We start from the raw sequence: 16,922 nt of genomic DNA on the forward strand, positions 1-16,922 counted from the left end.
TATGTGCGCGCCGATCATGGCAACCAAAATTCCCGAAGCGCCGAAGGTCGGCATGGTGTCGCTGGGCTGTCCCAAGGCACTGGTCGACAGCGAGCGCATCCTGACCAAGCTGCGGTCCGACGGCTATCAGATGTCGGCCGACTATGCGGGCGCGGACGTCGTGCTCGTGAACACCTGCGGCTTCCTTGATTCGGCCAAGGAAGAATCGCTGGAGGCGATCGGGGAAGCCATCGCCGAAAATGGCCGCGTGATCGTCACGGGCTGCATGGGCAATGAGGCGGAACTGATCCGCCAGAAATTCCCGCAGGTGCTGGCCGTAACCGGCGCGCATCAATATGAGGCGGTGGTGAATGCGGTGCATGAAGCATCGCCGCCGGTGCCCAACGCCTTTGTCGACCTGGTGCCCGAAGGCGGGCTGAAACTGACGCCGCGCCATTACAGCTATCTCAAGATTTCCGAGGGCTGCAACCATCGCTGCTCCTTCTGCATCATCCCGTCGATCCGGGGCGACCTCGTGTCGCGGCGCGTGGACGCGGTGCTGCGCGAGGCGGAAAAGCTGGTGCAGGCGGGGACGAAGGAACTACTGGTCATCAGCCAGGACACCTCGGCCTATGGCGTCGACACCCGGCATGAGAGCCGGTCGTGGAAGGGGCGTGATGTCCGCGCCCACATGACCGATCTGGCGCGGGAGCTTGGCCAGCTGCGCACCGCCGATGGCACGCCGCCATGGGTGCGGCTGCATTATGTCTATCCCTATCCGCATGTGGATCAGGTCATCCCGCTGATGGCGGAGGGGCTGCTGACGCCCTATCTGGACATACCGTTCCAGCACGCCTCGCCCAATGTGCTCAAGGCGATGAAGCGTCCCGCCAATGAAGCCAAGGTGCTGGACCGCATCCGCAACTGGCGGTCGATCTGCCCGGATATCGCCATCCGGTCGTCCTTCGTCGTCGGCTTCCCCGGCGAGACGGAGCAGGATTTCCAATATCTGCTCGAATGGCTGGACGAAGCGCAGCTTGACCGGGTCGGCGCTTTCCGGTTCGAGCCGGTCGAAGGCGCGGCCGCGAACGGCCTGCCCGGCGCGGTGCCCGAAGAGGTGAAGGAGGAACGCTACCAGCGGATCATGGAACGGACCGCCGCGATCAGCGCCGCGAAGCTCAGCGCAAAGGTTGGCTGCGTGATCCCCGTCATCCTGGATGAGGTCGGGGAAGCGGACGAGGATGGCGCGATCGGCGCGACGGGCCGCAGCCAGGCGGATGCGCCGGAGATCGACGGCAACGTCTTCCTGCGCGATGCCGGGGAAGGGCGAAAGGCCGGGGATATTTTCGACGTCCTGATCGAAGATGCCGACGAGCACGACCTTTACGGCGTGCCCGCCACCCGTTGAGGCAGCTTACCCCGGCGCGGCGAAAGCGTCCTGATATTCCGTCTTGATCGCCTTGCGCATCGCGGCGTCCACCGGCAGGAACACTTCATAGCTTCCTTCCGCATAAGGACCGGCGCTGTAAGGACTGATCATCACGGTGACGCCTTCGATCAGCTTGCCGCCCTTCGACACGGGCGTCAGCACTTCCTTCATCGGATCGATGCAGTCGGAGAAGGGATCGTCCCCGCCTCGCGTGACAGGTTCGCCACGCTTCTCCGCCCGCGCCTTGTCCAGTTCGTCGCAAAAGCGGTCGCGAATCGCAGCGGCGAATGCGGCCTCTGATGTCATCAGCGCCGGAAAGCTGGTTTCCCGGCGGCGCGCCTTGTCCCACAACAGGGCCTTGTAAGCCGTCATCCCATGTGCGCCGCCCGTATAGCTATAGTTGGTCGATTGCAGCGCCAGAAAGCGCGGCGTGTCCGCCGTCACCGTCCAGCGGGTTTCCAGGCTATGCGCGTGAAAAGGAAAGCCCGACTGACGCGCCCCCTTCCGGTCCTGCTCCGCCATCTTCAATGCGTCGGCCTTCCCCTCCGTCATGTCCTTGCGCAGCTTGGCCGCAAGGTCAGGCACGGCAGACACCTGAGCGGGCCAGGCATAGAGGAATTCCAGCAATTCGGTCTTTTCCGACTGCTCGAACGGCTTGGCCGGTGCAGGGCGCGGCGCTTCCGCTCCCGCCATGCGGTTGAGGAAATTGGTGGTGGCGACATCCGCGGCACCATCCTGACCCTTGGCTTCATTCTGGCTGGAGGGAGAACAGGCGCACAGCAGCAGGGCCGCTCCAGCGAGCGGCCCCGTCAGCAACATCGATGCGGTGCTCAATGCGCTTTGGCCGCCGCCAGACAGCGCTCGCTGATCGCCTTGCGCGTATAGCTGCTTTGCAGCGCGGCGGCGGCGTTGGGCCAGCCTTCCGCCACCAGCGCCTGCTCCACGGCATGGGCGCCATCGAAGCGCCCGCTTTCGGCCAAGGCGTAAGCGCGGGCGCGCAGCGCCTGTAAACGGCTGTCTTCGCTATGCATCATCGCTTTTCTCCTTTTTTACCCGTGGTTCCAATTTAGACCCGGCGAGCGCAGTTGGCAAAGGCCCAGCCGTCATGATGAGCCTTCCCAGCGACGAAAATTCCGCTTCCCAACCTTGCCGCCATTGTTCAGAGTTCATGGCATGACGCAGTTTTCCGACCTGATCAAAGCCGATAACAACCAGCCAGCCCATATGATCCAGATTGTGGATGCTGGAAGCTTCGAAACATGGCTGGCGGCGCAGCCCGATCGCGTCTGGGCCGTCATCGCGGCGCAGAAGTTCAGCGGAAAAGGCTATGAACATGCGATCGTACCGGGCGAAAGCGCCGGAGACTGGTCGGTCGTCGCGGGCGTGGCCAATCATGCGGAACTGGGCGCATGGTGCCTGGCCAAGCTGGCGGAGGTGCTGCCTGAGGGGCACTATCGCCTTGCGGATGCGCAGGCAGGCCCGGCGATGCTTGGCTGGCTGACCGCCCAATATCGCTTCGACCGCTACCGCAAGGATGACGCCGCATCCGGCCCGCGCATATTGCTGACGGGGGAAGTGGCGAAGATCGACGCCGCCGTAAGGCTTGCGCAAGCCGTTGCGCTTGTCCGCGATCTGGTGAACACACCTGCCGCCGACATGGGCCCTCCCCAGCTTGAAGAGGCCGCCCGCAAGGTCGCGGACGAGTTCGGCGCTACCCTGACCGTGACAAAAGGCGATGCGCTGGAACAGGGCTTCCCCATGATCCACGCGGTCGGCCGCGCTGCGGACAAAGCCTTCGCGCCGCGCCTGATCGAGCTTCGCTGGGGCGATCCGTCGCACCCGCGCCTTGCGATCGTTGGCAAGGGCATATGCTTCGACAGCGGCGGGCTGGACATCAAGCCGTCTTCGGCGATGCGCCTGATGAAGAAGGACATGGGGGGCGCTGCCCACGCGCTGGCCCTGGCGCGCCTGATCATGGGTTCAGGCCTGGCCGTCCGGCTGCACATGCTGATCCCCGCCGCTGAAAATGCCGTGGGGGGCAGCGCCTTCCGCCCCGGCGACATATTGCGCAGCCGCAAGGGGCTGACTGTGGAGATCGGCAATACCGACGCGGAAGGCCGCCTGGTGCTGGGCGACGCGCTGGCGCTGGCGGGAGAGGACGAGCCGGAGTTGATCATCGACTATGCGACCTTGACCGGCGCGGCGCGGGTCGCGGTCGGGCCGGATCTGCCCGCCCTCTTCACCAACGACGATGCGCTGGCGGCGGAGATGGAGGAAGCGGGCAAGGCGGCCGATGACCCCTGCTGGCGCTTGCCGCTGTGGGACGGCTATGCCGAAATGCTGAAATCGGACATTGCCGACATCAACAATGCCGGTGAAGGCGGATTCGCAGGCGCGATCACCGCCGCGCTGTTCCTCAAGCGTTTCGTGCCGGAGAACGCGAAATGGATGCATCTGGACACGTTCGCATGGCGTCCCTCGCCGCGTCCGGGACGGCCCAAGGGCGGCGAAGCGCTGGGCCTGCGTTCCGTCTTCCACCTGCTGCAAAGACGCTACGGCGGAGCTGCGCAGAAATGATCATTTGCCACAATGCCGTTACGCAACCGCATTAGACATTGTGCGTTAGGGGGGGCATGGACGCCGCATCTTCCCCAGACATGGCCACTGAGCTGAACCGCCCCGGCCTGAAACAGCTTGGGCAATGGATGCGAACGCTGGTCGATTATGTCCGATCGGGCAAGCCCGACCTGACCAACCGTCAGATGGCGCTGATGATGACGGTTTATATCAGTGCCGGCCCGCACACCGTGCGCGGTTTGGCCGAGGCGCTGAACGTTTCCAAGCCGGTGATCACCCGCGCGCTCAACAAGCTGTCGGCGCTGGGTTACCTTCGCCGCGAGCGCGATGCGGCGGACCGGCGCAATATTTTCATCACCCGCACCCCGAAGGGGGCGGAATTTCTTGACGCCTTTCACCATTTCATCGCAGGAACCGGCCGCGATGAAAGCCACGATTTCTCCTCAGCGTAAGACACCGCCTGAACGTACCCGTTTCAAACTGGATGGCCGCTCCGTCACCCTGGACAGCCGCATCCATGCCGCGCGCGGGGACCTTGCCGATGTGTCGCTGGCGGGGGTGCTGTTTTCCGCCCATTATGCGCGCGCGGTCGAGCTGACCTGCGTCGCGGCGGGCGCAGCGATCCTGTCGGCCCCTTCGGCGACGGCAACGGCGGTCAGCGAACTTCTGCGGGGCGAAAGCTTCCATGCGCTGGACGTGACGACCGATTGGACATGGGGCTTTTGCGGCCATGATGGCTATGTCGGCTATGTCCGCCGCGAGGCCCTGGACACGCACGAGGAAACGAACCACCGCATCTTCGCTGGCACCGCACCGCTGTTCAGCGCGCCCGACATAAAGGCGCCGATTGCCGACTATTGGCCCGGCGGCGCATTGTTCAAGGGAGAGGCGCAGGGCGATTTCCTGATGTGCAGCGACGGCTATATCCACCGCAGGCACGCCGTCGCCTCCGATGCGCTGGAAAGCGACTGGGTTGCGGTGGCGACGCGCTATCTGGGCCAGCCCTATGTCTGGGGCGGGCGCGGCCATCGCGGCGTGGACTGTTCGGGACTGGTGCAGGTCGCGCTGGGACAATGCGGCGTCAACGCACCGCGCGATACGGATTTGCAGCGGGAAGGGATCGGTTCGCCCCTCCCCGAAGATGCTCCGTCGCAGCGCGGCGACCTGGTCTTCTTCCCAGGCCATGTCGGCATCATGGCCGATGAGCAAAATCTGTTGCATGCCAACGCATATTGGATGGCGGTGGTGATCGAGCCGCTGGCCGATGTGGTGGCGCGGCTGGCGGACGACCATGCGCACCCCATCATCGCGCGGCGGAGGATCAGCGCATGACTCACAAGATATTCATCGACGGCGGCGTCGGCACCACGGGGCTGGAAATCGTGGAGCGGCTGGCGGGCCGCCCCGAACTGTCCGTCGTCACGCTTGACAAGGACCGGCGCAAGGATGCGGATGCGCGCAGGGATGCGCTGAACGCCGCCGACATCGTGATCCTCTGCCTGCCGGACGATGCGGCGCGGGAAGCTGTCGCGCTGATCGGGAACGAGAGCACGCGGGTCATCGATGCGTCGACCGCCCATCGTGTCGCGGACGGCTGGACCTATGGCTTTCCCGAACTGGAGCCGGGCCATCGCCAGAAGCTGGCGCAGGCGCGGTTCGTCGCCAATCCCGGCTGCTGGCCGACCGGCTTTCTGGCGCTGGTGCGGCCGCTGGTGCTGGCGGGGCTGCTGCCTGTGGACTGGCCCGTCACGGTTTCGGGCGCGTCCGGCTACTCAGGCGGCGGCAAGTCGATGATCGCGGAGTTCGAAGGACCGGACGGCGCGCCCAGCGCCTTTCGTCCCTATGGCCTTGGCCTGTCGCACAAGCATGGCCCGGAAATGCTGCGCTATTCGGGCCTCCAGCACCCGCCCCTGTTCGCGCCCGCGGTGGCGAACGCCTATCGCGGGATGATCGTGGAAGTGCCGCTGCAACTTTGCGCGATGCCGGGCGCGCCCAGGATCGCGGATATTCATGCGGCGCTCGCCGATGCCTATGCGGGGTCGGCGATCGTTCAGGTCGCTCCGCTGGAGGAAAGCGACGCGATGACCCAGTTGCGGCTGGAGCATGTCGGCGCGACCGACAGGCTGGCGCTGTTCGTCTTCGGCAATGAGGGAGCAGGGCAGGCCCGGCTGGTCGCGGCGCTGGACAATCTGGGCAAGGGCGCGGCTGGCGCGGCTGTCCAGAATCTCAACATCCTGGCTGGGCTGCCGGAAACTGCGGGCCTGCGGCTCTAACGCCGCGGCCCGTCAGTGGACCGTGCCGACCGGCTTGGCCTGCCTCAACAGCACGATCAGACGTTCGATCTGACGCCAGCGGCAGAAATGAATGTGGTTGCCAAGGTCGCGGCTTTTGTCCGCACGCGCCGACGCCTCATAGCCGGCATTGTCGCCAAAGGCCGCGATGAGTTCCGCCGCATCCTCAAAGCTCTTTCGATCCGAAAGATATGGCAGTTGCATGTGACCCCGCATTCCGTCCCGCTTGCCGCATAAGCCATTCAATCGGCGTGCCATTTCGCCGCCACGCCCGTTCGCTGCGGGATTGAAGGGTGAACGCGCCGTTATCCCCGTCCCTCTCTGGCACATCCATCCCGCAGAGGGACGGCCGCCTGTTTCGAAATGACGCGCAAGAAAGCCGCTGGCGCACGCGCCCTCCCCATGGCAATGCAGGCGCACGATGAGGAAAGACAGGAAGAATCCCACCGGCGCGGGCGCGATCATCGCGTTCCTGATCCTGGGCGGCACGATCGCGGGCGGCCTGATGGGACAGCCGAGCGCCGGGCTGCTTGCCGGGGCAGCGCTTGGCGCCCTGATCGCATTGCTGCTGTGGCTGCGGGAGCGCCGCCAATAGCTTAGGGGCGCCGCTCCGATCCTTGCGGGCCGATGGATCGCATCCTAAACAGGATGGCATGAAAAAACATCTGATCGCCATCACCCTGATCGTGCTGCTCATCATCGCGGGCGCCATCTTCTACTTCGCACGAGGAGACACGGCGAAGCTGGCGGCGGGAGCGGACACGGGGCGGGAGCCGGTCTTCACTTCGCCCCGCAGCGAGATCTTCCCGACGATCAACGTGGCGAAGGTCGTTCGCTGGCAGGCCAATGAAAAGCCAGTCCCCGCCAAGGGCCTGACGGTGGCCCGCTTTGCCGAGGGGCTGGCGCATCCGCGATCGATGCTGGCGCTTCCCAATGGCGACATATTGGTGGCCGAGACGAACAGCCCGCCCCGCCCGGCCGAGGGCATTGTCGATCGCATCATGACCTACCTGATGGACAAGGCGGGCGCTGGCGTCCCGTCGGCCAACCGCATTACGCTGCTGCGGGATGCTGATGGTGACGGGCGGGCGGAAATGAGGACGGCCTTTCTGACGGGCCTGAATTCCCCCTATGGCATGGCGCTGGTGGGCGAGACTCTGTATGTCGCCAATACCGATGCCCTGCTGGCTTTCCCTTACAAGGCGGGAGAGACGCGCATCACCGCGAAGGGGCGCAAGATATTGAACCTGCCCGCGCAGGCGCCCAATCAGCATTGGACCAAGAGCCTGGCCGCCGGGCCGTCCGGCCTTCTCTATGTCGGCGTGGGATCCAACAGCAATATCGCCGAAAACGGGATGGATAAGGAAGCGAACCGCGCCGCAGTGCTGGAGGTCAATCCGAAGACCGGCGACTATCGCATCTTCGCGTCGGGCCTGCGCAATCCGGTCGGATTGGCGTTCGAGCCCAATAGCGGCGCGCTCTGGGGCGTGGTGAATGAGCGCGACATGCTGGGCAGCGACTTGGTGCCGGATTATCTCACCCGCATCGAATTTGGCGGCTTCTATGGCTGGCCGTGGAATTATTGGGGCGGCTATGAGGATCGCCGGGTGCAGCCGCAGCGGCCGGAAGTGCGCGAATATACCAAGCGCCCGGATTATGCGCTGGGCAACCATGTCGCGCCCCTGGGCCTCACATTCGCCGCCAAGGTGAAGCTGGGCGCGCCCTTCCAGAATGGCGCGTTCGTGGGCCTGCACGGCAGCTGGAACCGCAAGCCCGCCGCCGGGTACAAGGTCGTCTTCGTCCCCTTCGCCAGCAATGGCGAGGCCAGTCGCGCCAAGCCGGTCGATGTGCTGACCGGCTTCCTTGATGCGGACGGAAATGCGCGCGGACGCCCCGTGGACGTCACGGCCGACGCCAAGGGCGCGCTGCTGGTGACCGATGACGTGGGGGGAATCGTGTGGCGGGTGGCGAGCGCCAGATAAGGCGCGCCCGCCTTCCCGTTTGCCGGAGAATGCCCGTCAGATGGCCACGCCGCTCCGGCCAGCCAGTTCGACCACATATTGCCAGGCGACGCGCCCGGACCGGCTGCCCCGCTGCGTCGCCCACTGGATCGCTTCCAGCGGATCGAAGCTCAAGCCAAGGCTTTGGGCATAGCCGGAAACGATATCGACATAAGCCTGCTGATCGATCGCATGAAAGCCAAGGCTGAGGCCGAAGCGGTCCGAAAGCGCCATCTTGTCATCCACAACGTCGCGCGGATTGACGGGATCGTCCTGCTCCGAAAGATGCCGGGGCACGATATGGCGGCGGTTCGACGTCACGTAGAGCCGCACATTGGCGGGCCGCGCCGCCGTGCCGCCCTGTAGCAGCGATCGCAGGGATCGCGCGTCGCCCACGCCATTTTCATCAAAGCCCAGATCGTCAAGGAAGAGGATGAAGGGCCTCGCCGTATCCCTGAGGATGGAAAAGAGGCGCGGCAGGCTCGCCAGCTCGTCAATCGCGCATTGCAGCAGCGCGATATCCTGCCCTTCCTGCTGGAGCTTGCGGATCACCGCCGCGACCACGGCCGACTTGCCGGTCCCCCTCGCCCCCCACAGCAGCACGTCATGCGCGGCATGGCCAGCGGCATGACGGCGCGTATTTTCCAGCAGCGTCTGCTTTTGCGCGTCGATGCCGGTCAGCAGCGCGTAATCGACCGGACTGAACCCTTCCACGGCGCTGATCACTGCGCCGTTCCAGACATAGGCGGGGGCTGCGGCGAGATCGGCGCTGGACGATGGCGGCGGAGCGATCCGCTCCAGCGCCTCGGCAATGCGGGTCAGAAGGGCGTCATTCATGGCGTCGGCTTAGCGGCGGCGCAAGGACCGGGCAAGCGCGGCCGCGCTGTCATTCTTCTGTAGTAATGGACTTTTACTCGATGAAAGGGGGGCTTATATCGCGGGGGTCGTGACCATCCCAAATCCAGTCTTTTCCACCAGGATCTGCCGCTATGGCGCGGAAGCGCTGCGCGAGGCGGCATTACTGATCCGTGCCGGTGAGCCCGTCGCGGTCCCCACGGAAACGGTTTACGGACTGGCGGCCGATGCGACGGACTCCAATGCTGTCGCCGCCATTTATGGGGCCAAGGGACGGCCCAGCTTCAACCCGCTGATCGTCCATGTCGCTGACAAGGACATGGCGCAAAGCCTGGCCATATTTTCCCCGGCGGCTGAAAAACTCGCCAGCCGCTTCTGGCCCGGAGCGCTCACTCTGGTCCTGCCAGTTCGTGAAGATAGCAGGCTGTCCCCTCTGGTCATGGCCGGACTTCCGACTGTGGCGCTGCGCTTGCCTGCCCACCCCGCGATGCGGGCGCTGATCCGGGAGAGCGGGCGTCCGCTGGCCGCGCCGTCAGCCAATCGCAGCGGGTCGATCAGTCCCACGCGCGCCGAGCATGTGCTCGCCAGCCTGAATGGCAAGATCCGCCTGATCCTGGATGAAGGCCCGACGAGCGAGGGACTGGAATCGACCATCGCCGCGCCCGAACAGGACTGCGTCCGCCTCCTGCGTCCCGGTCCGGTCACCGCCGCCATGCTGGAGGAGGCAGCGGGACTGCCGGTGATCATCGGGACCGGCGCGAAGATCGAAGCGCCGGGCCAGCTGGAAAGCCATTATGCGCCGTCCAAGCCGGTACGGCTCAACGCCTTGAATGCCGAAAAGGACGAATATCTGATCGGCTTCGGCCTGATGCCCTGCCACATGAACCTCAGCGTGGACGCGGACATTCAGGAAGCGGCGGCGAACCTTTTCGCGATGCTGCATCTGGCCGATGCAAGCGCGGCGAAGAGGATCGCGGTTGCGCCTATTCCTGATGAAGGCATTGGGGCGGCGATCAATGACAGGCTGCGCAGGGCGGCTGCCTGACGTTTTTTTTGGGCGGTGGCTGAGATATACGCTCATCCTGAGCCCGAACGGCGGGAGTTTCGATGTAAGAAGATGCGAGCTGGAAACCAGCTCTGATTAACGTGAAAGCGGCAAGGCGTTCCTGCACGGGACCACGATTGAGCCTGTGGCAGGCGATTGAACCAAGGCTCGCCATCACTCTCGATCCATTCAGCAATTGTCATAACCAGCGCGGCGGCATTCGCGGCGGCGTTGTTCTTCCGCCTTCTTGCGTTCGCGCGCTTCCTGCGCTTCCTGCTTGCGCATGCGGCGGCCATAGTTGCGGTCCGACTCTTCCTGGCTGGTGGTCGCCCAGTCCGCCGCCTGCGCGCCAGCCCGGACCGGCAGGGTGGCGACATCCAGAGCAGTCTTGGCGATGCATCCCGGCAACAGCAGCATCGCCACCGGCGCGCTTATAAGGCAGATGTTCCGCATCGCTCATTCCCCCGTTTCAGGCACCGGCCCATAGCATGGGCGAGATGAACCGCAGCCTAAGCCGCTGGCGCCGATCGGCACATGATCAGCTTTCCACCCGATCGGCAAATCCCTTGCGCAATTTGGCGAGCTTGGGGGGAATGGTGGCCACGCAATAGGGATTGCGGTCGCCCACCCGCTCCCAATATTTCTGATGATAATCTTCGGCCGGATACCAGGGCGCGTCCGGCTCTATGGCCGTGACGATGGGCTGGGCATGACCGGCCTGCGCCCGGCCGATCGCCGCCCGTGCCTCAGCCTCCTGCGCGGCGGAATGCGGGAAGATGGCGGATCGATATTGCGTTCCCACATCATTCCCTTGCCGGTTCAACGTCGTCGGATCATGCGTGGCGAAGAAGATGTCGAGCAGATCGGCATAGCTTATAACCGCAGGATCATAGGTTATGCGGATCGCTTCGGCATGGCCGGTCGTGCCTGAACAGACCTGTTCATAGGTCGGATTGGGCTTCGCCCCGCCGATATAGCCGCTTTCGACCGACTGAACGCCCTTGAGGTTCTGATACACGGCTTCCGTGCACCAGAAGCAGCCGCCCGCCAGGGTCGCGATTTCCGTCGCCATCACCATTCCTTTTCCTGATCGGCAGCCAAGATAGGAAGGGTCAGGCCACGCTTCCAGACCGGCTGAGCAGCGCGTCTGCCTTGGCCCGTTCCTCCGCGACGAGTTCCTTGCGCGACAATTTGCCGACAAGCGTCTTCGGCAGGGTCAGCCGCACTTCGACCTCGCTCACCTTTTCATGCTTGCCAAGCTGCGGGTTAAGCCATTGCTTGAGCGCTTCGCCGTCGATCTGCGCGCCGTCCTGCAAGGTGACGAAAGCCTTGGGACATTCGCCGCGATAGGCATCGGGAATGCCGATCACCAGCGCCTCCTTCACGGCGGGGTGATGATAGAGGATCGCTTCGACCTCGCTCGGAAACACCTTGAACCCGCCGACGGAGATCATGTCCTTTAGGCGATCGACGATCTTCACATAGCCTTCGTCATCGATGATCCCGACGTCGCCCGTGCGCAGCCAGCCGCCGTCCAGAAACACTTCCTTGTCGGCATCGGGCCGCCGCCAATAGCCCTTCATGATCTGCGGTCCGGCAAAGACCAGTTCCCCCGGCTCGCCCGGCGGCGGCGGCTTGGCGGGGTCTTCCCGATCCACCAGCTTCACGCGCGTGCCCGGAACGGGCTGGCCAACGGTGCCCGGCTTGTTCAACCCTTCATAGGGATTGGAGCAGACCACCGGGCTGCTTTCCGTCAGGCCATAGCCTTCGCACAGCTTCGCGCCAGTCACGGCCTCGAACCGCTGCTTCAGTTCCAACGGCAGGGGCGCGCCACCGGAGATGCACAGGCGGAGCGAGGAAAAGTCTATGTTCGGCGTGGCGGGATGGTCGAGCAGCGCCTGATACATGGTAGGCACGCCGGGCAGCGATGCCGCCTTCGTCCGTTGCAGCGCCGCCAGCACCTGCACCGCCTCGAACCGGGGCAGCATCACCATCTCGCCGCCATTCAGCACCGTGCGGTTAAGCACGCATGTGTTGGCGAAGACATGGAAGAAGGGCAGCACGGCCAATATCCGGTCGGGCGCTTCCGGGTGCGGATCGATCAGCCGGACCTGCCGCGCGTTGGCGGTCAGATTCTGATGGGTCAGCATCGCCCCCTTGGGCCGCCCGGTGGTGCCGCCGGTATATTGGAGAAGGGCGACATCCTCCATCGGATCGATCGTCACCGCCGCTGGATCATCGCCATGACGCAGCAGGTTCGCATAGCTGGTGATGCGCGGATCATGAGGGACCGCCGCCGTCTCGGACCGCTTGAAGATGCGGAACAGCACCGACTTGGCAGGCGGCAGCGCTTCCGCCACGCAGCCGACGACCAGGCGTTCAAGGCTGCTATTGTCCAGCACCTCCTGCGCGGTGGGCAGCAGCGCCTTGGCCGACAGGGTGAAGAGTATTTTGGTGCCGCTATCCTCGACCTGATGCTCAAGCTCGGCAGCGGTATAGAGTGGGGAGAAATTGACGACCGTGGCACCGGCCATCATCGCGCCGTAATAGGCAGCGACATAATGCGGGACGTTGGGCAGGAACAGGCCTACGCGATCGCCCTTCCCCACGCCCAGATGCTGCAAGCCCTTGGCCACGCGCCGGATGACGTCCAGCATTTCGCCATAGCTTGTCCTGCGGCCCAGGAAATCGATCATCACCCCATCGGGGTTGGCCGCGGCGCTGTTGACGACCATGTCCACCATCGACATCGGCGGAAACGACTGATCCCACGGCGCAGGATGATTATAATGGTCTCGCCAGACCTCTTCGCTGCTCTCCATGAAAACAGGAGTAAGTCACCTCCCTGCTTTACGCAAGCGTAAAGCAGGGTGTCGCTGAACGGGTCCAGGATCTTGGCGGCGCCGGAAATCAGTTCGGACTCGCTTTTCAACGCCTCTTCGGCGCGCTGGGCGGCATCTTCACGCTCGCGGCGCAATTCGGCGATCAGCGCCTCGCGATCGCCGTCCAGACGGGAGTCCGCCGGTGCTTCGATGCCCGCCTTCTTCGCCGCCTTCGACACCAGGGCGTCAAGCTCACGCTGCGAACAGAGGCCCAGCGTCACAGGGTCCTTCGGCACGATGTTGGCGATGTTCCAGTGCGTCCGGTCGCGGATCGCCGCGATCGTCGTGCGGGTGGTGCCGATCAGCTTGCCGATCGCGCCGTCCGAAATCTCCGGGTGGTTGCGCAGGATCCAGGCGATGCCATCGGGCTTGTCCTGCCGCTTCGACACCGGCGTGTAGCGCGGCCCCTTGGTACGGCGAGCGGGTTCCGGGCCTTTCAGCATCTTGAGCCGGTAGTCCGGGTTCGCTTCGCCCTTGTGGATTTCCTCCATGGTGATTTCATGGGCGCGCACCGGATCGCGGCCGGTATATTTCGTACCGGCGGTATCGTCGGCGATCGCCTGCACTTCCAGGATGTGAAGCCCGCAAAATTCCGCGATCTGATCGAAGCTCAGCGCGGTGTTGTCGACCAGCCAGCTGGCTGTCGCATGGGGCATGAGAGGCTGGGACACGGGGACTTCTCCGGCACTAAAAATGACAAGGGCCGCCCAAGCAGGGCGGCCACGCCCGTGCAGAGATAATGCATGACGCGGCGGCGGGCAAGGAAAAGCGTCAGGCCGCCTTCCCCGCCATGGTGGAGCTGATGCAATGAAGGCCGGTCAGAAACTCCCGCGCGCTGCGCTCCCAACTGAAACTTTGCCCATAGGCGGCGCAGGCGTCCCTGTCGCACTGCAAGGCGGCCGCGATCGCCTGTTCCAGCGTTTTGGACAGGGCGCCGCTTTCAGGGGTCACTATGTCCAGAGGGCCCGGCACTGGGTAGGCGGCCACCGGAGTGCCGCAGGCCAGCGCCTCGATCATCACCAGCCCGAACGTGTCGGTCCGGCTGGGAAAGACGAACAGGTCCGCGCCCGCATAGGCCCCCGCCAGTTCAGCGCCGAACAGGGGACCAAGGAAATGCGCATCGGGATAGGCCCGCTCCAGCGCCGCGCGCGCGGGGCCGTCGCCCACCACGACCTTGCTGCCCGGATGATCGCAGGCAAGGAAGGCTTCCAGATTCTTCTCGATCGCGACGCGGCCGACGGACAGCATGATCGGCCGGGGCAGATCGGCGAACAAAGGCGGCGGCGCGGCATCGGGCGAAAAGGCGTTCAGGTCCACGCCCCGCCCCCATCTGCGGACCTGGGCAATGCCGTGCGCCCGCAACTGCTGCCGCACCGACCGGGTGGATACGAGCACCGCGCGCGCGGGCCCGTGGAACCATCGGATATAGCGCCAGAACCATGCGGCAGGCAGGCCGGTGCGGCGCGACACATAGTCGGGAAAATGCGTGTGATAGGCCGTGGTGAACGGCACGCCCGACCGCAGGCACCAGCGCCGCGCGGCAAGGCATAACGGCCCTTCCGTCGCCAGATGCACCGCGTCGGGCCGGAACTGCGCTATCGCCTTGCCGATCACGCTTGAGCGGACGAACGCCAGCCGGATTTCCGGGTATGTGGGACAGGGAAAGGAGGCATAGAGGTCGGGTGAGACCACCTCGACAACATGCCCCATGCTTTCCAGCACGCCCCTGATCGTCAACAAGGTTCGCACGACGCCATTGACCTGCGGGGACCATGCGTCGGTCACGATGACAATGCGCATCGGCCGGTCCGTCACGCGGCGATGCGGGCGGGCTGGCCCGTGTCGCGCGCAGCTATTTCATCGGCCCAGTGCAATATCTCCATCCGCCCGTCGAAATGCTCTACCAGCGCGGTGCATCCTTCCACCCAATCACCGTCATTATAATATTGGACGCCGGCAATCTCGCGCATCTCGGCATTGTGGATATGCCCGCACACGACCCCATCGACCCCGCGCGTTCCGGCCTCATGCGCCACCACTTCCTCGAAGCGGGAGATGAACTCGACCGCATTCTTGACCTTGTGCTTGGCGATCTTGGACAGCGACCAATAGGGCAGCCCCATGCACTGGCGCACGGCATTGACCACCACATTGAGACGCATCAGCATCGAATAGGCGGCGTCCCCCACAAAGGCGAGCCAGCGATGGGCGAGCATGATCGTGTCGAACTCGTCGCCATGCAGCACCAGCAGCTTGCGGCCGTCAGCGGTCTCATGGATCGCCTTGCGCCGGATTTCCACCCCGCCGAAGCTGAGGCCGGTGAACTGCCGGAACATCTCGTCATGATTGCCGGGGATATAGACGACCCGCGTGCCCCGCTTGGCGCGCTTCATCACGCGCCAGACGACATCATTATGGGCGGCAGGCCAGTAGAAGCGCCGCTTCAGCCGCCAGCCATCTATGATGTCGCCGACCAGATACATGATATCGCTATCCACGCTGTCGAGGAAGTCGATCAGCATCTTCGCATTGCACCCGCGGGTGCCAAGATGGATGTCGGAAATCCAGATGGTGCGGTAGCGCCGCCGCTGCCCCTCCCGCTCAGGGATGACCGGACGGCCATCCCCGTCCTCCAGATCGGCCAGGAAGGGCAAGCGCGTGATGGCATTCATGATGCGGCCTTCGGAGCTGTTGTCCTCAGGACGGATTTCTAGCTAGCCAATGTTACAATCTCGCACTGATTATGACGCTATGACTACAGTCCGGATCAGGAGACCGTCAGCACGATCTTGCCGAAATGCTCGCCCGCATCCATGCGCGCATGCGCCTTGGCGGCATCCGCCAAAGGAAAGCGCATGTCCATCGCCGGGCGCAGCTTGCCCTCTTCCACGAAATGCCAGACGACCTGCCTCAACTCATCCGCGACCAGGCTCTTGAACGCAGCCGATCGGGGCCGCAGGGTCGATCCGGTCAGCGTCAGGCGTTTCGTCATGACTTCGGGGATGAAGATGCTGGCCTTCGCGCCGCCCAGCACGGCAATGGACACATGCCGCCCATCTTCGGCCAGGCATTGCAGGTTGCGCGGCACATAGTCGCCGCCGACTATGTCCAGCACGGCCTGAACGCCCTGACCACCAGTGATGCGGCTGACCTCCGCCACGAAATCCTGCGTCCGGTAATTGACGGCATGATGCGCGCCCCAGCTCAAAGCCTGTTCGCACTTGGCATCGCTGCCGCAGGTCACGATGATGCTGATGTCGAACAGGCGGCAGAGCGAAATGGCCATGGTGCCGATGCCGCTCGTGCCGCCATGGACCAGCACGGTGTCGCCGTTCACCACATAGGCCCGCTCGAACAGGTTGGTCCACACGGTAAAGAGGGTTTCGGGGAGGGCGGCAGCCTCCGCGATGTCGTATCCTTCCGGCACCGGCAGGCACTGCCCGGCTGGCGCGACGGCATATTCCGCATAGCCGCCGCCCGGGAGGAGGGCGCAGACCCGCTGGCCAAGCGCAAGGCCGGTATCATCTCCGGCGGCGGCGATGATGCCAGCGACCTCCAGCCCGGGGATGTCGGTCACGCCGGGCGGCGGCGGATATTTGCCCAGCCGCTGTAACACGTCCGGCCGGTTGACGCCCGCCGCTGCGACCCGGATCAGCACTTCGCCGGGGCCAGGGCGCGGAACAGGCCGCCGCTCCATCACCAGCGCTTCGGGGCCGCCGGGCTTGGGCACCGCAATGGCGTTCATCTCTCCGGGAAGTCCGTCTTCAACCGCCATCCTGGCCCGCCCCCAAGCATTATTGCGCTGCCGCTTTCGATAAACGGCGTCAGCGCCTTATTGACAGACTGGATTGGGCGGTCAACATT

Annotated in this window: 18 protein-coding genes and 1 pseudogene; 8 read left to right on the plus strand and 11 right to left on the minus strand. The window is 64.5% G+C overall.

Going from position 1 to position 16,922, the window contains the following annotated elements:
• Position 1: 1 nt before the first annotated feature.
• Complete coding sequence (gene rimO, locus ET21_RS0122605) at positions 2-1,387, plus strand: 30S ribosomal protein S12 methylthiotransferase RimO (protein ID WP_021238212.1); 1,386 nt, start codon at positions 2-4, stop codon at positions 1,385-1,387.
• Positions 1,388-1,393: 6 nt separating this feature from the next.
• Here rimO and ET21_RS0122610 read toward each other — a convergent pair whose 3' ends face one another.
• Both ET21_RS0122610 and ET21_RS0122615 read right to left on the minus strand, forming a co-directional pair.
• Complete coding sequence (locus ET21_RS0122610; RefSeq protein WP_030541481.1) at positions 1,394-2,227, minus strand: DUF4163 domain-containing protein; 834 nt, start codon at positions 2,225-2,227, stop codon at positions 1,394-1,396.
• Between the two features lie 11 nt (positions 2,228-2,238).
• Positions 2,239-2,442: a hypothetical protein gene (locus ET21_RS0122615; protein ID WP_021238210.1), complete on the minus strand. Its 204-nt coding sequence runs from the start codon at positions 2,440-2,442 to the stop codon at positions 2,239-2,241.
• Positions 2,443-2,581: 139 nt separating this feature from the next.
• On the opposite strand from ET21_RS0122615, the gene ET21_RS0122620 reads away from it, so the two are divergent.
• Genes ET21_RS0122620 through argC form a run of 4 tightly spaced genes read left to right on the plus strand, consistent with a single transcriptional unit; the run spans position 2,582 to position 6,258 of the window.
• The gene (locus ET21_RS0122620; protein WP_021238209.1) at positions 2,582-3,985 is read left to right on the plus strand and encodes a M17 family metallopeptidase; all 1,404 of its coding nucleotides are present in this window, start codon (positions 2,582-2,584) and stop codon (positions 3,983-3,985) included.
• Positions 3,986-4,041: 56 nt separating this feature from the next.
• The gene (locus tag ET21_RS0122625; RefSeq protein ID WP_030541482.1) at positions 4,042-4,437 is read left to right on the plus strand and encodes a MarR family winged helix-turn-helix transcriptional regulator; all 396 of its coding nucleotides are present in this window, start codon (positions 4,042-4,044) and stop codon (positions 4,435-4,437) included.
• Positions 4,409-5,317 (plus strand): C40 family peptidase, encoded by a 909-nt coding sequence (locus tag ET21_RS0122630; RefSeq protein ID WP_030541483.1) that lies wholly within the window; start codon positions 4,409-4,411, stop codon positions 5,315-5,317. Before ET21_RS0122625 ends, ET21_RS0122630 begins: the two co-directional genes overlap by 29 nt.
• Positions 5,314-6,258 carry an N-acetyl-gamma-glutamyl-phosphate reductase gene (gene argC, locus ET21_RS0122635; RefSeq protein ID WP_030541484.1) on the plus strand — a complete coding sequence of 315 codons (945 nt, stop codon included), beginning with the start codon at positions 5,314-5,316 and terminating at the stop codon, positions 6,256-6,258. The genes ET21_RS0122630 and argC overlap by 4 nt, the downstream gene beginning before the upstream one ends.
• A gap of 12 nt (positions 6,259-6,270) precedes the next feature.
• Here argC and ET21_RS0122640 read toward each other — a convergent pair whose 3' ends face one another.
• Entirely contained in the window at positions 6,271-6,480 is a 210-nt protein-coding gene (locus tag ET21_RS0122640) for a hypothetical protein (protein WP_021238205.1), read from the minus strand.
• Positions 6,481-6,697: 217 nt separating this feature from the next.
• On the opposite strand from ET21_RS0122640, the gene ET21_RS28240 reads away from it, so the two are divergent.
• Together ET21_RS28240 and ET21_RS0122650 are read left to right on the plus strand one after the other, a co-directional pair.
• Positions 6,698-6,871, plus strand: a complete 174-nt coding sequence (locus ET21_RS28240; RefSeq protein WP_021238204.1) for a hypothetical protein — start codon at positions 6,698-6,700, stop codon at positions 6,869-6,871.
• A gap of 58 nt (positions 6,872-6,929) precedes the next feature.
• Complete coding sequence (locus tag ET21_RS0122650; RefSeq protein WP_030541485.1) at positions 6,930-8,258, plus strand: sorbosone dehydrogenase family protein; 1,329 nt, start codon at positions 6,930-6,932, stop codon at positions 8,256-8,258.
• A 36-nt stretch (positions 8,259-8,294) separates the two neighbouring features.
• Here ET21_RS0122650 and ET21_RS0122655 read toward each other — a convergent pair whose 3' ends face one another.
• Positions 8,295-9,113, minus strand: coding sequence for an ATP-binding protein (locus ET21_RS0122655; protein ID WP_030541486.1), 819 nt, complete (start codon positions 9,111-9,113; stop codon positions 8,295-8,297).
• Positions 9,114-9,222: 109 nt separating this feature from the next.
• On the opposite strand from ET21_RS0122655, the gene ET21_RS0122660 reads away from it, so the two are divergent.
• A complete protein-coding gene (locus tag ET21_RS0122660; RefSeq protein ID WP_030541487.1) occupies positions 9,223-10,176 on the plus strand; it encodes an L-threonylcarbamoyladenylate synthase in 954 nt (317 codons plus the stop codon).
• Between the two features lie 189 nt (positions 10,177-10,365).
• Here ET21_RS0122660 and ET21_RS0122665 read toward each other — a convergent pair whose 3' ends face one another.
• The 7 genes and pseudogenes from ET21_RS0122665 to ET21_RS0122695 all read right to left on the minus strand — a co-directional run bounded on the left by ET21_RS0122665 (position 10,366) and on the right by ET21_RS0122695 (position 16,833).
• On the minus strand, positions 10,366-10,629 hold the full coding sequence (locus ET21_RS0122665; protein WP_021238200.1) for a hypothetical protein: 264 nt from the start codon (positions 10,627-10,629) through the stop codon (positions 10,366-10,368).
• Positions 10,630-10,714: 85 nt separating this feature from the next.
• Positions 10,715-11,248 (minus strand): peptide-methionine (S)-S-oxide reductase MsrA, encoded by a 534-nt coding sequence (gene msrA, locus ET21_RS0122670; RefSeq protein ID WP_030541488.1) that lies wholly within the window; start codon positions 11,246-11,248, stop codon positions 10,715-10,717.
• A 40-nt stretch (positions 11,249-11,288) separates the two neighbouring features.
• A complete protein-coding gene (locus tag ET21_RS0122675; RefSeq protein ID WP_030541489.1) occupies positions 11,289-12,998 on the minus strand; it encodes a long-chain fatty acid--CoA ligase in 1,710 nt (569 codons plus the stop codon).
• A 53-nt stretch (positions 12,999-13,051) separates the two neighbouring features.
• Positions 13,052-13,714, minus strand: a pseudogene (locus ET21_RS0122680) (DUF1013 domain-containing protein); the annotation flags it as partial.
• Positions 13,715-13,829: 115 nt separating this feature from the next.
• Positions 13,830-14,858, minus strand: a complete 1,029-nt coding sequence (locus ET21_RS0122685; protein ID WP_030541491.1) for a glycosyltransferase family 1 protein — start codon at positions 14,856-14,858, stop codon at positions 13,830-13,832.
• An 11-nt stretch (positions 14,859-14,869) separates the two neighbouring features.
• A complete protein-coding gene (locus ET21_RS0122690; protein WP_030541492.1) occupies positions 14,870-15,730 on the minus strand; it encodes a UDP-2,3-diacylglucosamine diphosphatase in 861 nt (286 codons plus the stop codon).
• Between the two features lie 95 nt (positions 15,731-15,825).
• Positions 15,826-16,833: an NAD(P)H-quinone oxidoreductase gene (locus ET21_RS0122695; RefSeq protein ID WP_030541493.1), complete on the minus strand. Its 1,008-nt coding sequence runs from the start codon at positions 16,831-16,833 to the stop codon at positions 15,826-15,828.
• Between the last annotated feature and the right edge of the window lie 89 nt (positions 16,834-16,922).

The organism is Sphingobium sp. DC-2 (assembly GCF_000722555.1).
Taxonomy (GTDB): Bacteria; Pseudomonadota; Alphaproteobacteria; order Sphingomonadales; family Sphingomonadaceae; genus Sphingobium; species Sphingobium quisquiliarum.

Bases quoted from the DNA above. Each gene is read 5' to 3' on its own strand.
- ET21_RS0122695 (WP_030541493.1), bottom strand. From the start codon at position 16,833: ATGGCGGTTGAAGACGGACTTCCCGGAGAGATGAACGCCATTGCGGTG.
- ET21_RS0122640 (WP_021238205.1), bottom strand. From the start codon at position 6,480: ATGCAACTGCCATATCTTTCGGATCGAAAGAGCTTTGAGGATGCGGCG.
- argC (WP_030541484.1), top strand. From the start codon at position 5,314: ATGACTCACAAGATATTCATCGACGGCGGCGTCGGCACCACGGGGCTG.
- ET21_RS0122675 (WP_030541489.1), bottom strand. From the start codon at position 12,998: ATGGAGAGCAGCGAAGAGGTCTGGCGAGACCATTATAATCATCCTGCG.
- ET21_RS28240 (WP_021238204.1), top strand. From the start codon at position 6,698: ATGAGGAAAGACAGGAAGAATCCCACCGGCGCGGGCGCGATCATCGCG.
- msrA (WP_030541488.1), bottom strand. From the start codon at position 11,248: ATGGCGACGGAAATCGCGACCCTGGCGGGCGGCTGCTTCTGGTGCACG.
- ET21_RS0122685 (WP_030541491.1), bottom strand. From the start codon at position 14,858: ATGCGCATTGTCATCGTGACCGACGCATGGTCCCCGCAGGTCAATGGC.
- ET21_RS0122655 (WP_030541486.1), bottom strand. From the start codon at position 9,113: ATGAATGACGCCCTTCTGACCCGCATTGCCGAGGCGCTGGAGCGGATC.
- ET21_RS0122615 (WP_021238210.1), bottom strand. From the start codon at position 2,442: ATGATGCATAGCGAAGACAGCCGTTTACAGGCGCTGCGCGCCCGCGCT.
- ET21_RS0122650 (WP_030541485.1), top strand. From the start codon at position 6,930: ATGAAAAAACATCTGATCGCCATCACCCTGATCGTGCTGCTCATCATC.
- ET21_RS0122690 (WP_030541492.1), bottom strand. From the start codon at position 15,730: ATGAATGCCATCACGCGCTTGCCCTTCCTGGCCGATCTGGAGGACGGG.
- ET21_RS0122665 (WP_021238200.1), bottom strand. From the start codon at position 10,629: ATGCGGAACATCTGCCTTATAAGCGCGCCGGTGGCGATGCTGCTGTTG.
- ET21_RS0122620 (WP_021238209.1), top strand. From the start codon at position 2,582: ATGACGCAGTTTTCCGACCTGATCAAAGCCGATAACAACCAGCCAGCC.
- rimO (WP_021238212.1), top strand. From the start codon at position 2: ATGTGCGCGCCGATCATGGCAACCAAAATTCCCGAAGCGCCGAAGGTC.
- ET21_RS0122610 (WP_030541481.1), bottom strand. From the start codon at position 2,227: ATGTTGCTGACGGGGCCGCTCGCTGGAGCGGCCCTGCTGCTGTGCGCC.
- ET21_RS0122630 (WP_030541483.1), top strand. From the start codon at position 4,409: ATGAAAGCCACGATTTCTCCTCAGCGTAAGACACCGCCTGAACGTACC.
- ET21_RS0122625 (WP_030541482.1), top strand. From the start codon at position 4,042: ATGGACGCCGCATCTTCCCCAGACATGGCCACTGAGCTGAACCGCCCC.